The following is a 15,388-nucleotide window of genomic DNA, read 5'->3' as shown; positions in this document are numbered from 1 at the left end:
GATGTAATCAGCACTAATTTTCAACAAGAGATATTCTTCAATTTAAATTATTGTTGGAATATTGTTTCATAAATAACTAAAATCAGAAAAATTATGAAACTAAAATTTTTATCAATTGCTCTTATAATGATTTGCGGGTTTGCTTATGCACAAGACAAAGTAAAATATACAGATGAAGAACGTGATATGCTAAAAGCATATTATTTTAGTGAAGGTTTTAATCAACCTGCTACAAAAAAAGTGTCAACCGTAATTATGAAAGATGGTTCAGAGCACAAGGGTTATTGCAAGGGTGTGGTGACCAAAAAAGGACAGATTGCCCAAATTGTCTTTAAAGACAGCGTTACAGACAATAAAGAAACTTATGACGCATCACAAATTGCAGAAGCCTTCTTATATGCTGGTGGGTTTGAGAAATTTAGCAAAGTGTCCAAAAAAATGAGCAATTTCGGTATGGGCGGAAGAAACAATGTTAAGAAGCTTACAAGTAATGACCAGATTTATTTCATTAATCAGAAAGTTTCTTTGAAAAACAGAAAAGACGAACAAGAGTTTTTAATGCAGTTAATTAATCCTGATTTCAGCCAAATAATTTCAGTTTATCACGACCCGTTTGCTAAGGAATCTGGTGGATTTTCAGTAGGCGGTTCTCCAACTTTTGGCGGTGGCGTTGTAAAGTCATATTACATCCAAAAAGGTGATAAAGTAATGTGGTTGCCTAAAAACGATTTAGAAGAAAACTATGAATTCCTTTTTGGCGACAATGCAGAGTTTATGGCGAAATATCCGTACAAATCAATTAATTGGGATTGGTTGAGCGCCCTGGTTTTGGAATACACAATTATGTCTCTGCCGAAAGAGTAAGAATATTTTTTGAATTTTTAGAAACTAAAAGCCTCAGCATTTTAAAATGCTGAGGCTTTTTTATTGATAAACTTTATAAAAACTATATAGAATCGAACCCGCAATACGGAACCAAAACTTCTGGAATTTTAATACCATCCTCAGTTTGATAGTTTTCAAGAATTCCGGCCAAAACTCGTGGTAAAGCCAAGGAACTTCCGTTAAGGGTATGGACCAGTTTATTTTTTCCGTCCGTATCTTTAAAGCGAAGTTTCAATCTATTCGCCTGAAAAGTTTCAAAGTTAGAAACCGAAGAAATCTCCAACCAACGGTCTTGCGCTGTGGAAAACACTTCAAAATCATACGTTAACGCTGAAGTAAATCCAAGATCGCCACCACAAAGACGAAGAATTCTGAAAGGTAATTTCAACTCACGAAGAATTCCTTTAACGTGTTCTACCATTCCGTCCAAAGCGGCGTAGGAATTATCTGGGTGCTCAATGCGTACTATTTCCACTTTATCAAATTGGTGCAAACGGTTTAAGCCACGAACGTGTGCGCCATAACTTCCAGCTTCACGGCGGAAACAAGGTGTGTAACCAGTACAAGTAATTGGCAAATCTGAATTGTTCAACAAATCACCACGAAACATATTTGTTACGGGAACTTCAGCCGTAGGTATTAAATATAAATCATCGATACCAACGTGGTACATTTGTCCTTCTTTGTCTGGTAATTGACCCGTTCCGTAGCCTGAAGCTTCATTCACCAAATGCGGCACTTGGTATTCCGTGTAACCTGCCTTTGTATTTTTATCTAAAAAGTAAGAAATCAACCCTCTTTGCAATCGAGCACCCTTTCCTTTATAAACTGGAAAACCTGCGCCTGTAATTTTTACGCCAAGTTCAAAATCTATTATATCGTGTTTTTTGGCTAGTTCCCAATGCGGTAATGCGCCGTCAATAAGTTTTGGAATTTCGCCTTCTTTGTAAACTTCCTCATTATCGTTTTCGTCAGTTCCCGCTGGCACCAAGTCATTCGGGATGTTTGGAAGTGTGTAAAGCAATTGCTGAAGTTTTTCAGCAGCATTCACCATTTGCTCGTTCAGTTGTTTTGAAGATTCCTTCAATTCAACTGTTTTTTCTTTTAGCTCGTTTGCTCTTTTTGCTTCACCGCTTTGAAAAAGCTTCCCAATTTCTTTGGAATAAGTATTGCTTTGCGCCAAAACCTCATCCAATTGCGCTTGGGTACTGCGACGTTCTTCATCTACATTTAAAACTTCTTCCAAAGTAGAAGCAGCGTCAATGCCACGTTTGGCAAGTGCTTTTATATATTTTTCTTTGTTTTCGCGAATGTCGGTTACTTGTAGCATTTTCCTAAATTATTTTGAAGCGCAAAGTTAGGAAAATCACGCTATTCTTTAACAGGCTTTTCATTATAATCCTTCGGCGACGGCAAAATCCATTCACTATGCTTAAATGGATGCCATTCTTCCGCAGCCAAATCAATAGTTGAATCTGTAAAGGGGTAATAATTCCCTCCATTAACACGAACCATAGCTTCCATATAAACAGAAACGTCGCGGCCTTCTGCGGCTTCGAGCATTTTTATTTTCTTTGCCAGTTGCCACATAATATCTGGTTTTGTGGCAACGGAGCCTTGTTGTTTTTCGCCCACTATTTTTCCATAATTATAGAGCTGCTTTTCACCAGTTGCTTTGTCTTTTACCCAAACCGTTAAACTGCCACTTTTGGAGCGCAGCATCATTCGCCAACTAAGGCGATGACCTTCTTCCGTCCAAAGCACGTCATCTTTAAAAAACCAATGACGCAGTGGAAGTCCGAGCTGAAATAGAAAGTAAATTGAAAATACGCCAACTATTAAATTTTTGTACTTCGGTATAATAATTTCGTTTCCTGTGTAAATTTTTTTCTTCGGAAGAAATCGTTTTTGAAGTATTTCTGGTGAAAAGAAAAACAGCGCAAAAGCAATAGACATATAAGGAAAGATGCCTATTTGGAATATAATTGAATTGAAAAGGTGAAAAAATACAGAGATTACAAAACCGAGCAATCGTGTCCGTTTCCAAAGCATTAAAGGAACAATTAGCAAGTCGAAAAGAATTCCTGTGTATGCAATAGACCAATGCACCCAAGTTTCTTGTAATAATCCACCAATGAGCCAATAATCGCTTTTACCGCTCATTAGCATAGCCGCCATAGAAGCGTCGAGCCAGTCTGGATAAAATTTTGCCACGGACGCAAACGTATAAACAATCCATACTTGAAGTATTAAAATCAATAAAACCCAACGTGGCATTGCGGGCGATTTTATCTCAGGATTTATTTTTGCATCTAATGAAAACCAACGATTTGCTGGAAGAAAAGCCATTATCCAACACAGCAACATCATTAAATAATAGTGATTGTTGTAGCTGCTTTTCTGCATTAAATAAACTGCGGTCCACATAATTGCATAGGCAATTATACTGAACCGATATTTGTAACCAAGCATCACGAAAATACCGAAGATGCCCATTATTACAAAGTAGAAATATAATATATTACTGCCTTGCAGATTTTGCAAAAAGTCAAAACCAATAAAGTTGAATGTAAATGGCGGCTCTATTAAAGTGCGACGCAACCAACCTGTTGCAATTGCGCCAAAAGCCTCGGTTGCGATCAAAAGGCCAAACACGACTCTAAAAAGAACGAGTCCAATGTTATCAATCTGTTTGAAAAGAAATTTATTCACGCTCTTTTAAATATTGTTTTGCGAAAATTTCGTCTTTTACTATCTCTTGTCTTAATATTTCAACGGTGTCGAAATTTTCTTCATCTCTTATGAATTTTAAAAATTCGATTGTAAGTTCTTTGCCGTATAAATCTTTGTTGAAATCTAAGAAATAGGTTTCAATGGTTTTTTTAGTTCCGCCAACGGTGGGATTGTTGCCAATGCTCGCAATTCCGAAGACTTTTTCATCTTCAATGAAAGATTGAACGATATAAACTCCGTTTTTTGGAACAAGTTTATAGGTTTCCTTTAGCTTCAAATTTGCCGTTGGATATTTTATTGTTCTGCCAATTGCTTTCCCTTGAACCACTTCACCAGAAATCATGAAATTATAGCCCAAAAAGTTGTTTGCGATTTCAATATCGCCTTCAGATAAGGCTTTTCGGATTTTTGTGGAACTTATTGCTACATCGTCCAATTCCTTTGCTGAAATTTCTTCAACTTCAAAATCATAAGTTTTTCCAAATTCTTTTAAATCGGCAATATCAGCATTTCTATTTCTGCCAAAGCGATGGTCGTAACCGATGATTATTTTTTTCGCTTTTAATCGGTTTACTAAAATATCGCGAACATATTCCAAAGCCGTTAAGCGAGAAAAAGCGTGTGTAAAAGGATGGATTACTAGATGATCGAGACCAGTTTTTTCGAGTAATTCCGTTCTTTCGTCAATCGTATTTATAAGTTTAATGTCGGAATTTTGCTGAAGCACCATCCGCGGATGTGGGAAAAACGTAAGCACTACGGAATCTAAATCTTCTTTTTTGGCAGTTTCTACCAAGCGTTTTAGAATTGCTTTATGACCAATATGAACCCCATCAAAAGTGCCAATGGTGACCACGCTTTGGCGGTCATTTTTATACGTGGAAGCTGTGGAATATGTCTTCAAAATTATTTTCCGTTATAGGTGTTCATGGTAATGGTTATTCCTGCAAGCGCGAAGGATTCTATGATTTTGCAGCTCAGTTCCAAACGTTCGGGAAGTTGTTTATCTTCATCCGCTTCCCATTCACCCAAAACGTAATCTACTTGTCTTCCTTTGGCAAAAGCATCGCTTATTCCAAATCGAAAACGGTTGTAATTGGTGGTTTGCAATGTATTCTGAATATCCTTTAAGCCATTGTGGCCGCCATCACTTCCCTTCGTTTTTATGCGAATGGTTCCGAAAGCTAAATTTAAGTCGTCTGTAATTACAAGCATATTTTCTACCGGAATCTTTTCTTTATCAAGCCAGTAATTTACGGCCTTTCCGCTTAAATTCATATAGGTGCTTGGTTTCAAAAAAACGAAAGTTCTTCCTTTCACTTTATGTGAAGTAACGTCGCCCAACTTGGCAGTTTCCCAAGCAAGTGAATTTTTTTCAGCATAAAAATCGACTATTTTGAAGCCAATGTTGTGACGTGTGTTTGTATATTTTGGACCTATATTCCCTAAGCCTACAATAAGAAATTTTTTCATTGAATCTTCCTCTGTACTAATTTGTTCAGCTTTTGCTGAAAATAAATTTTTTAAAAATGAAATCATATATATTTTAAACCAAGACTGAAATCTTGAATTTTGAACATTGAATTTTGAATCAAGAAGTTGTAAAAATAAAAAAAGCACCCCAATTAATAGGATGCTTTTTGTTTATCTTCTAAAAAGAAATTTAGTCCTTTACTGCTGCAACATCATCAGTTTCAATAGCTGGAACTTCTTCTCCTTCTGCACCTTCAGCTGTTTCAGTTTCTTCTTCTTCAACCTCGTCCACAACTGCAGTACGTGAAGTTCTAACCTGACAGATAACAGTGTTTTCTGGGTGCATAATTTTGAAATTGTCTGTTTCAATAGACTTAGTGTACATTTTAGCACCAATTTTCATTTCGGTAATGTCTGCCTCAATAAAATCTGGAAGATTTTCTGGCAAAGCTTTTACACGAAGTTTACGAGTAACAATACGCAAAGTACCTCCGTTACGCACTCCACGAGCGTTTCCTGTGGTACGAACTGGAATTTCCATCATTACTTCTTTATCATCAAAAATTTGGTAAAAATCGATGTGAAGAATACGGTCTGTTACTGGGTGAAATTGTATATCTTGAAGGATTGCCTGAACTTTTGAGCCTCCTAAATCCACAACAACAGTGTGTACGTCTGGAGTGTAAACCAAGTTTTTGAATGCAATTTCTTCTGCTGAAAAACTAATTGGTTCTTTCCCTCCGTAAACTACGCAAGGAACCATTCCAGCATTACGTAGGGCTTTCGTTGCCTTTTTGCCCACGCTTTCTCTTTGTGATCCTTTAATTGTAATAGATTTCATTTTTTCTAAATTGTTTATTAATTAAAAAATTCCCTAAAAAGCTGTTTTTTAGGGAGTGCAAAGATAATTTTTATTTTGGATTTACGATTTACGATTTAGAATTATTTGGAGTTTTAAATAAATTTCTAGTTTTAAGGAAAGGTATTACATTAAAAACTTTGAACTAATAGATTTATTAGCATTTACGCTCAACATAACATCTGCAAAAAGATTGGCGCAACTTATCACTCTAATTTTTTTACTTGGTTTTGTTGGAATTGAATCTGAAACGATCAGTTCTAGTAATTGTGATTTTTCAATTCGTTCATAAGCATTTCCTGAAAGAAGTGGGTGCGTACAAACCGCACGAACGCTCAATGCACCGCGTTCCATCATTAAATCTGCAGCAGTAGTAAGGGTTCCGGCAGTATCTACCATATCATCTACCAACACAACATTTTTGCCTTTTACGTCGCCAATGAGTTCCATATGCGAGATTATATTAGCTTTTTCGCGTTGTTTGTAGCAGATTACTACATCGCTGTTCAAAAATTTTGAATAGGCATACGCACGTTTTGAGCCGCCCATATCTGGCGAAGCGATTGTAAGATTGTCAAGGTTCAGACTTCTTAAATACGGAAGAAATATAGTTGAAGCAAAAAGATGATCCACTGGTTTTTCAAAAAATCCTTGAATTTGATCTGCGTGAAGGTCCATCGTTATAATTCTTGTTGCACCAGCAGTCTCAAGCATTTTTGCAACCAATTTTGCTGCAATAGGAACACGTGGTTTGTCCTTTCTGTCCTGGCGTGCCCAACCAAAATAAGGCAATACGGCCGTAATGTGTCTTGCTGAAGCTCGTTTAGCGGCATCTATCATAAGTAGAAGTTCCATTAAATGATCGCTGTTCGGAAAGGTAGAGCCTATCAAAAAAACGCGGCTTCCGCGAACGGATTCTTCAAAAGAAGGTTGAAATTCACCATCGCTATAATGGGCAGTGATAACATTTCCCAATGATATTCCGAAGGCTTCCGCAATATCCTTTGCGAGTGCTTCACTTTGTTTACAGGCAAAAATCTTAGGGTCCGGAGCGATAGTTGGCATAATATAGGTTGTTGATTAAGCTGCAAAGGTAAAAATTAATACCGAGCACATTTTAAAAAAATACCTTTTATAATTTTTCAATAAATTACAATTATTTGTTTATTTTTGCCTCCCGTTTGCTCGAGTGGCGGTTCCGATAGTTATTGGAATGATAGACGCGTTAGAGTAGAATGGTAAACTAATAAGCTCGAGTGGCGGAATTGGTAGACGCGCTGGATTCAAAATCCAGTGTTTTAGGACGTGCGGGTTCGATTCCCGCCTCGAGTACAAAAGGCTTCAGCAGAAATGTTGAAGTCTTTTTTTTATCACTTGGTACAACATAGGTACAACATTTTCATTTTTTTATAATATTTAATTGGATTTGTATTAATTTGATAGTTTGGAGGAAAGTGAGACTATTCATATTCATTTCTTGAGGATTTACTGAGCCTAAATCGACCTTGAAAATTTACTGACATCAAATTAGTCCCTTATCAATGAAAGTTAGGGAGTATTTATTGTTGGACATTAAGTACTATCAATATTTTACTGTTTCTATAAAATTGTTTAGAATAACTCCTTCTTTTGTTATGTATAATCCATACGATGTCGCCTAAATAAATATAAATTCTAAAAATTATTTTAGTAAACTTTCAAGAAAACAACTAATATTCACTATATTTCTCGAAAATTTACTACAGTTGAATCTATCCAACTTTATAAAAGAGCGATTATCATTTGAAAGTTATGCATTCAATTGGGACGAACTTCTTATTGCTAAAGCAAATAAGTCTGAAACTTCAATACAGAGTCAATTATCTTATGCCATACAAAAAGGTGATGTCATTCCTTTACGGCATCATTTTTATTTAATTATTCCACCACGATATTCAAAATTTGGGAAATTACCCATCGAACTATACGTTAATAGCCTTTTTAAGTATTTAGAGCGTAATTATTATGTCGGTTTATACTCCGCAGCAAAATTTTATGGTGCTGGTCATCAACAAATTCAAAAAGAATACGTTTTACACGACAAAGCGCCTTTGTTATCAATCTCCAAACACGCAATCAATCTTGACTTTTTTACTGTGTCCAATTGGCCAACGAAAAACGTATTATCGAAAAAAGGAGATGCAGGGATGTTCAAAATATCCAGTCCTTGCTTGACAGCTGTTGACTTAATTTATCATCAAACCAAAATAGGCGGTTTAAATAGAATGCTCTCTGTTTTAGAAGAATTGGCTGAAGAAATTAAATTAGCAGACGCAAAAGAATTGTTGTCTTGGTACCGTCAAAAAAGCGTCTTACAACGTTTTGGATATTTGTTGAATGAATTTGATCCAGAATCTGAAATAGCAAATCTCATATATGAACATTTAAAAATTGAAAAATTCTATCCAGTTTTGTTAAGTCCAAGATCAAATGAAAAGCCGGGATCCGTTGAAAATAGATGGAAAGTTGATGTTAATATTAAAATGGAAAGTGATTTATGATACCAAGACCTGATATTGCGAAATGGCAGATGAATGCACCTTGGAGAGAATTTTCACAGGTAGAACAGGACTTGGTCATCAGTCGTGCCCTCGTTGACATATTTTCTGATGAATTTTTAAATGAAAATCTGGCATTCAGAGGAGGTACTGCACTTCATAAGTTATATCTAAACCCTGCGCCACGCTATTCAGAAGATATAGATTTGGTTCAAGTTAAACCAGGACCGATAAAACCGATAATGCAACGCATTGCTGAGGTGGTTACTTTTTTTGAAGAAAAAAGAAGTACTAAAATAGGTGGTCACGGGGCAAAGGCGATGTACCGATTTACTTCGGAATATGAGAATATTCGACTGCGGTTAAAGTTGGAAATCAATTGTAAGGAACATTTTAACGTGTTGCCTTGGGTAGAATTTCCATTTGAAGTAAAAAGTAATTGGTTTGAAGGTAAAGCTAATATTAGAACCTATAACATCAATGAATTATTGGGTACAAAACTAAGAGCATTGTATCAAAGAAGTAAAGGAAGGGATTTGTTTGATTTAGATTATTCAAGATTAAATCAAAACCTAGACATCCCATCAATTATAGATTGTTTCTATAAGTATATGAGTGTATCTGTTGGAAAAACACCTACAAAAAAAGAGTTTTTACTCAATATGGAAGAAAAGGAAACTAATCCTGATTTTATTGGCGATATGGAGGCATTGTTAAGACCGGAAATTAAATATGACCAAAGTGCAGCCTTTGAATGGCTAAAGAACGAACTAGTTGAGAAGCTTAAATAATATAAAGAACTATAATGAACGCAGTTGAAATTGAAGAAGCCGTATCAGACTTAGCGAATCAGCCATTTGACTCGCAAGAATTTGCGTTTTCTTTTCTAGAAGCATTTGGAAATAAAGATACTACCGTTAAGCGTTTGCGGGAAGGGAACACCAATAAGTCAACAATTGTTGGAGGGGTATTGCAACGAAATAATATTCACATTGCAGTTTCTGATACTGGCAAAGTCACAGATACTTTAACGCTTTTAAGAGAAACTCCCGAAACTAAAAAATCAAAAACACAATTCATCCTAGCCACAGATGGACAAGAATTTCAAGCGGAAAATATAATTAGTGGAGAAACCTTAGTATGTGAATACAAAGATTTTCACGAATACTTCAGTTTTTTCCTTGAGTTAGCTGGTATAAGTACAGTTAAGCAAATTAGGGAGAGTGCCTTTGACATCAAAGCCACAGGTAGATTAAATAAACTTTATATTGAATTATTACAACACAATTCCGATTGGGCGAGTGCAGAGAGGCGACCAGATTTGAACCATTTCTTGGCACGCTTAATTTTCTGCTTCTTTGCCGAAGACACGGGTATCTTTCAAGGTGATGGACTTTTCACACTTACCGTACAACAAATGAGTATGAGTGATGCTTCCGATACACACGAGATTATCAGTGAAATGTTTCGTGCTATGGACACGAAATTAAAAGACCGTGAAAAATATAATACAAAGACTTGGGCTAATAAATTTCCTTACGTAAATGGTGAGTTGTTTTCAGGATCAACTGATGTTCCCAAATTTACTAAAATAGCTCGGTCTTACTTAATCCACGTAGGTAATCTAGATTGGAAGAAAATCAATCCTGATATTTTTGGGTCGATGATTCAAGCTGTTGCGGATGATGAAGAACGTGGTATGTTAGGAATGCATTACACTTCTGTTCCAAACATCTTAAAGGTTCTAAATCCATTATTCCTAGATGATCTACGAGAGCATTTAGAGCACGCGGGAGATAATGCCAGAAAGTTATTGAATTTACGCAGACGTATGGCACGTATTAGAGTATTCGATCCTGCTTGTGGCTCTGGAAACTTTCTTGTAATTGCTTATAAGCAAATTCGCGAAATAGAATATGAAATTAATAAACGACGAGGAGAAAAAAATCTTTCGAGTGAAATACCACTAACTAATTTTAGGGGTATTGAGCTTCGAGATTTCTCCGCAGAAATTGCTAGACTCGCACTAATAATAGCCGAATATCAATGTGATGTACTGTATCGCGGGAATCAGTTAGCTCTGGCCGAATTTTTACCTTTAGATGCTGAAAATTGGATTACCAAAGGAAATGCTCTACGCATCAATTGGCTTTCGGTATGCCCACCAACGGGAACAGGCGTAAAGCTTCACGGGGACGATCTTTTTAGTACCCCACTGGATCAAGCAGAAATTGACTTTGATAATGAAGGGGGTGAGACTTTTATTTGTGGAAACCCACCTTATTTGGGTAGCAAAAAGCAAAATAGCAGCCAAAAAAATGACTTGAGAAATATTTTCGAAGGTTATATTAAAGGATGGAAACCATTGGATTATGTAGCTGGGTGGTTTTTGAAAGCTGTAGAATACGGTAAATACACTGATGCTAGCTCTGCATTTGTATCCACAAATTCTATTTGTCAAGGTCAACAAGTACCGTTGTTATGGCCGTTAATCTTAAATAATGGTCATGAAATAATATTCGCTCATACATCATTCAAATGGTCAAATTTAGCGAGTCAGAATGCAGGTGTTACAGTAGTAATTGTTGGAATTTCAAATAAAAAAAATATTAAAAAAAGAATTTATGATATCGATAACAACAATCAAACTGCTTCTCGTGAAGTGGATAATATAAATCCATATTTAGTTCCCGGGAAGAACACAATCGTTGAATCAGTAAGAAATCATATATGTGGAATGCCAGAGTTTAGCAGAGGCAACTCTCCAACTGATGGAGGATTTCTGCTATTGGAAAAATCTGAAGTAAGTGATTTGAAACTGACAACAGAGCAAACCAATAAATTCATTAGACCTTTTGTAGGATCAAATGAATTAATCAATGGATTTTATAGGTATTGTATATGGATAGATGATGAAAATATAGATGAAGCAAGTGATATAAAAACGATAAACGAACGTATTCTTCGAGTTAAAGAATTTCGCCTTGAAAGCAAAAAAAAGGCCACAGTTGAGGCAGCTAATTGGCCCTATAGATTTGATGAAAGGAAACCGTTAGCATCGGAACCAATAATTTGTGTTCCTGTTACTAGTTCTGAAAACAGAGAATATTTGCCTGTTGGACTTCTCCAACCAGGAACAGCAGTTTCAAATTCAGCGTTTAACATGCCAAGTACTGATTTATGGGTTCTGTCACTCATTGCATCTCGAATGAATTTAATCTGGGTCGCCACAGTATGTTCCCGTATGGAAATGCGTTATCGTTTTACCAGTACACTTGCATGGAACACCTTTCCAATACCAGATTTAACAAAAAAAAATAAGGAAGATTTAACAGCTTGTGCAGAAGAAATATTGATTGCTAGAGAACGTCATTTTCCTTCATCTATTGCTGATTTATACGATACAAATAAAACACCAGAGGATTTAAAGCAGGCACATCATCGAAATGATGAAGTTTTGGAGCGCATATTTATAGGTCGGCGTTTTCGAAATGACACGGAGCGTCTTGAAAAATTATTTGAACTCTATACGAAAATGACTAACGATTTAAAAAAAGTATGACAAAACAAAAATCAATACCAACAGTTACTGTAAGTTATAAAGGCACAGGAAATTCTATAAAGTCCAATGAGTTGGGAATGCGAGAAATGCAAGAGCGTGCTTATGAAAAGCGTGGAGAGCAATATTTACTGATCAAATCACCGCCAGCATCGGGTAAAAGTCGTGCGTTAATGTTTATTGCCCTAGACAAACTTAACAGTCAAGGAATTAAACAAGCTATTATAGCAGTACCTGAAAAGTCTATTGGTTCAAGCTTTGCGAACGAACCATTATCGAAATATGGCTTTTATTATGATTGGATTGTACAACCTAAATGGAACCTATGCAACTCACCAGGAGAGGATGGTAGTAAAGTAAATTCTGTAAAGTCATTCTTAGATAGTGAGGATGAAGTACTTGTTTGTACCCACGCTACATTCAGATTTGCGGTTGATCGTTTTGGCTTTGATGTTTTTGATGACAGATTAATTGCTATTGATGAATTTCACCACGTTAGTGCCGATGATAATAATGTTCTGGGAACACAACTCAAAGAATTAATTTCTAGAGATAAAGCACATATAGTTGCAATGACAGGATCTTACTTTCGCGGTGACGCTAATCCAGTCTTAATGCCGGAGGATGAATCCAAATTTGATACTGTAACCTATACTTATTACGAGCAATTAAATGGATATGAATATTTAAAGACGCTCAACATTGGATACTACTTTTATAGTGAAGCCTACTCCGATGCAATCCTGAATGTGCTAAACCCCAACGAAAAAACAATTATTCATATTCCTAATGTCAATTCGCGTGAGAGCACCGGTCAAAAGATAAAGGAAGTTGAACATATTATAGATCAGTTAGGAGAGTGGCTAGGTGTTGATCCTGAAACTGGGTTTCATTTGGTTAAAACAACGGAAGGAAAAATTATCAAAATAGCTGATTTAGTAGATGATGACGTTTTAAAACGATCCAAAGTTCAAGCAGCACTTAGATTACCAGAAATTAAAACAAATCGTGATCACGTCGATATTATAATTGCTCTTGGAATGGCTAAAGAAGGTTTTGATTGGATATGGTGTGAACACGCACTAACCATTGGTTATCGCTCTAGTTTGACTGAGATAGTTCAAATAATAGGTCGCGCCACGCGTGATGCTCCGGGTAAAATTCAAACGAGATTCACAAATTTAATTGCCGAAGTTGACGCTTCTGAAGAAGCGGTCGCGGATGCCGTAAATGATACATTGAAGGCTATTTCTGCCAGTCTTTTAATGGAGCAGGTACTTACGCCAAGATTTAATTTCACCCCAAAGAATCCTCAGAGTGGACCTTTAGAAGGAGTAGATTATGGTGAAGGTGGCTATAATCCCGACAAGGAAAATATCGGCTTTAATGAAGAGACAGGTCAATATGAGGTTGAGATTAAGGGACTTTCAATGCCTAAAAGTGAAAGTGCTCAGCGTATTTGTAAAGAAGATTTGAATGAGGTGATTGCTGCATTTGCTCAAGATAAGGAAGCGATTGGACGTGGATTATTTGATGAAGAATTAGTCCCGCAAGAGTTAACCCAAATAAGAATGGGGAAAATAATTAGGGAAAAATATCCTGAAATAGACGATGAAGACCTGGAGGCGATAAGACAACACGCTATTGCAGCGATAAACCTTACCCAAATGGGTAAACAAAAACTTAATAGTGATGACGAGCTAAAGGATCAATCAAATACGTCATTGATTGATGGAGTCCGTAAATTTACGATGGACGTGAGGGATTTAGACGTAGACTGGATTGATAGTATTAATCCCTTTAGTGAGGCCTATTCAATTTTATCAAAGGCAATGACAGAGAAAAGTTTAAGGGCTATGGCGGAGGTGATTTCGGGTAGAAAGCCAAATATATCACTAGATGAAGCTCGTGAACTTGCCAAACGCGCTTTAAAGTTCAAAAATGAAAGGGGACGATTGCCAGATATAAAGTCTGCTGATCCCTGGGAGCAAAGAATGGCACAAGGAATTGCATTCCTCGCGAGAAAAAAATCTGAAGAACAAAATGGCTAAGGAAAATAAACTTACTGATGAAGACAATGCGCTTCTTTCAGCACTAGGTGTTGAAGTTGAAGCCAAGAAATCTATTACCCATACTAAACAAGAAGAGCGCATTATTGCTGGGTTTGAAGAAATTCAAAAATTTGTAGAGAAACACGGACGTTTGCCAGAGCACGGAGAAGACAAGGATATTTTTGAAAGATTGTACGCGGTCAGGCTTGATCAGATTATCAAAATTAAAAACCATAAGGCACTCTTAGGTGATTTGGATTATCAAAATATTCTAAGTAGAGATTATGAGAATGTTTCAAGCATTCCAGATAATTTAAGTGATGATGAGTTATTAGCAAAACTTGGAGTTGATGAAGAAGATGATTCGATCACTAAATTAAAATATGTTAAACCACGTTCAGTAAAAAGGGCTGTGGAGGAAATGGCAAATAGAGAGGTATGTCAAGATTTCGACGAATTTAAACCTCTCTTTGATGATGTTAAGAATGATATTGAGATTGGCTACCGAAACACAATCCGATTTAGAAAAGATGCTGGGTTTACCAAAGCATCTCTTAGTGAAAAGCAGTTTGTTATTATTGGAGGTCAGATTGCATACATTGCTAAGATCGGTGAATTTTTTAAAGCTCCAAATAGTGAAGATGACGCTCGATTAAGAGTTATTTATGCCAATGGTACCGAAAGTAATATTTTATTAAGGTCTCTCATTCGGGCAATGTATAAAGATGAAACAAGCCGATTTATTTCCGAACCGAATCTGGGTCCTTTGTTCTCAGGAGAAAACAGTGATGATGATCTTGAAAGCGGTACTGTTTATGTTCTTCGCTCACTTTCTGATAATCCGTTGGTAACTGAGAACAAGAATGTAATTCATAAAATTGGTGTAACAGGTCAAGAGGTTAAAAATCGTATTTCAAATGCTAAAAACGATCCAACTTATCTGATGGCAGAAGTTGAAATTGTAGCCACTTACAAACTAGCTAATATCAATCGTATGAAGTTGGAAAAGGTTATTCAAAAATTTTTAGGTAACGCAAACCTTGATATTGAGGTCAAAGATCGTTTTGGAAAATTGGTTAAAGTTAAAGAATGGTTTTTAGTTCCAATATTTATTATTGATAAGATGATTGATAAAATTAAGGATGGAACAATTGGAGATTTTTATTATGAGCCTACAACGGCGGAGCTGAAAAGACGATGACAAAGACAGCGAATAACAAGAGAACAAACAGCTATAATAAACTTTTATATATTTAAGATCTCTTTTATCTTAAACATTATATCAATACAA

General features: G+C 36.2%; 12 protein-coding genes and 1 tRNA gene. 7 read left to right on the top strand and 6 right to left on the bottom strand.

Annotated features, from left to right (window positions below):
• Nucleotides 1-93 precede the first annotated feature (93 nt).
• Entirely contained in the window at nt 94-864 is a 771-nt protein-coding gene (locus AEQSU_RS05095) for a hypothetical protein (protein WP_014781787.1), read from the top strand.
• Between the two features lie 82 nt (nt 865-946).
• Here the strand turns inward: AEQSU_RS05095 and serS are convergent, their stop codons facing one another.
• The 6 genes from serS to AEQSU_RS05065 all read right to left on the bottom strand — a co-directional run bounded on the left by serS (nt 947) and on the right by AEQSU_RS05065 (nt 7,015).
• On the bottom strand, nt 947-2,215 hold the full coding sequence (gene serS / locus AEQSU_RS05090) for a serine--tRNA ligase (RefSeq protein WP_014781786.1): 1,269 nt from the start codon (nt 2,213-2,215) through the stop codon (nt 947-949).
• A 41-nt stretch (nt 2,216-2,256) separates the two neighbouring features.
• Nucleotides 2,257-3,597 (bottom strand): HTTM domain-containing protein, encoded by a 1,341-nt coding sequence (locus AEQSU_RS05085; RefSeq protein WP_014781785.1) that lies wholly within the window; start codon nt 3,595-3,597, stop codon nt 2,257-2,259.
• A complete protein-coding gene (locus tag AEQSU_RS05080; RefSeq protein WP_014781784.1) occupies nt 3,590-4,522 on the bottom strand; it encodes a bifunctional riboflavin kinase/FAD synthetase in 933 nt (310 codons plus the stop codon). The genes AEQSU_RS05085 and AEQSU_RS05080 overlap by 8 nt, the downstream gene beginning before the upstream one ends.
• Before the next feature lie 2 nt (nt 4,523-4,524).
• Nucleotides 4,525-5,157, bottom strand: a complete 633-nt coding sequence (gene pth / locus AEQSU_RS05075) for an aminoacyl-tRNA hydrolase (protein ID WP_014781783.1) — start codon at nt 5,155-5,157, stop codon at nt 4,525-4,527.
• 124 nt (nt 5,158-5,281) lie between these two features.
• A complete protein-coding gene (locus AEQSU_RS05070; RefSeq protein WP_014781782.1) occupies nt 5,282-5,932 on the bottom strand; it encodes a 50S ribosomal protein L25/general stress protein Ctc in 651 nt (216 codons plus the stop codon).
• Nucleotides 5,933-6,076: 144 nt separating this feature from the next.
• On the bottom strand, nt 6,077-7,015 hold the full coding sequence (locus tag AEQSU_RS05065; protein WP_014781781.1) for a ribose-phosphate pyrophosphokinase: 939 nt from the start codon (nt 7,013-7,015) through the stop codon (nt 6,077-6,079).
• A gap of 185 nt (nt 7,016-7,200) precedes the next feature.
• Between AEQSU_RS05065 and AEQSU_RS05060 the strand changes: the two genes are divergently transcribed.
• The 6 genes from AEQSU_RS05060 (at nt 7,201) to AEQSU_RS05035 (ending at nt 15,298) form a co-directional block, all read left to right on the top strand.
• Nucleotides 7,201-7,282, top strand: a tRNA-Leu gene (locus AEQSU_RS05060).
• 413 nt (nt 7,283-7,695) lie between these two features.
• Complete coding sequence (locus tag AEQSU_RS05055) at nt 7,696-8,490, top strand: type IV toxin-antitoxin system AbiEi family antitoxin (protein ID WP_014781780.1); 795 nt, start codon at nt 7,696-7,698, stop codon at nt 8,488-8,490.
• Nucleotides 8,487-9,278, top strand: a complete 792-nt coding sequence (locus tag AEQSU_RS05050; protein WP_014781779.1) for a nucleotidyl transferase AbiEii/AbiGii toxin family protein — start codon at nt 8,487-8,489, stop codon at nt 9,276-9,278. The genes AEQSU_RS05055 and AEQSU_RS05050 overlap by 4 nt, the downstream gene beginning before the upstream one ends.
• A gap of 14 nt (nt 9,279-9,292) precedes the next feature.
• Nucleotides 9,293-12,049 (top strand): class I SAM-dependent DNA methyltransferase, encoded by a 2,757-nt coding sequence (locus AEQSU_RS05045; RefSeq protein WP_014781778.1) that lies wholly within the window; start codon nt 9,293-9,295, stop codon nt 12,047-12,049.
• Entirely contained in the window at nt 12,046-14,097 is a 2,052-nt protein-coding gene (locus AEQSU_RS05040) for a DEAD/DEAH box helicase (protein WP_014781777.1), read from the top strand. Before AEQSU_RS05045 ends, AEQSU_RS05040 begins: the two co-directional genes overlap by 4 nt.
• On the top strand, nt 14,090-15,298 hold the full coding sequence (locus tag AEQSU_RS05035) for a GIY-YIG nuclease family protein (RefSeq protein WP_014781776.1): 1,209 nt from the start codon (nt 14,090-14,092) through the stop codon (nt 15,296-15,298). The genes AEQSU_RS05040 and AEQSU_RS05035 overlap by 8 nt, the downstream gene beginning before the upstream one ends.
• Nucleotides 15,299-15,388: the final 90 nt, after the last annotated feature.

It is taken from the genome of Aequorivita sublithincola DSM 14238 (assembly GCF_000265385.1).
Classification (GTDB): Bacteria; Bacteroidota; Bacteroidia; order Flavobacteriales; family Flavobacteriaceae; genus Aequorivita; species Aequorivita sublithincola.
The sequence above is the reverse complement of the archived record's forward strand: the minus strand, read 5'-3'. Positions and strand labels throughout refer to the sequence as shown.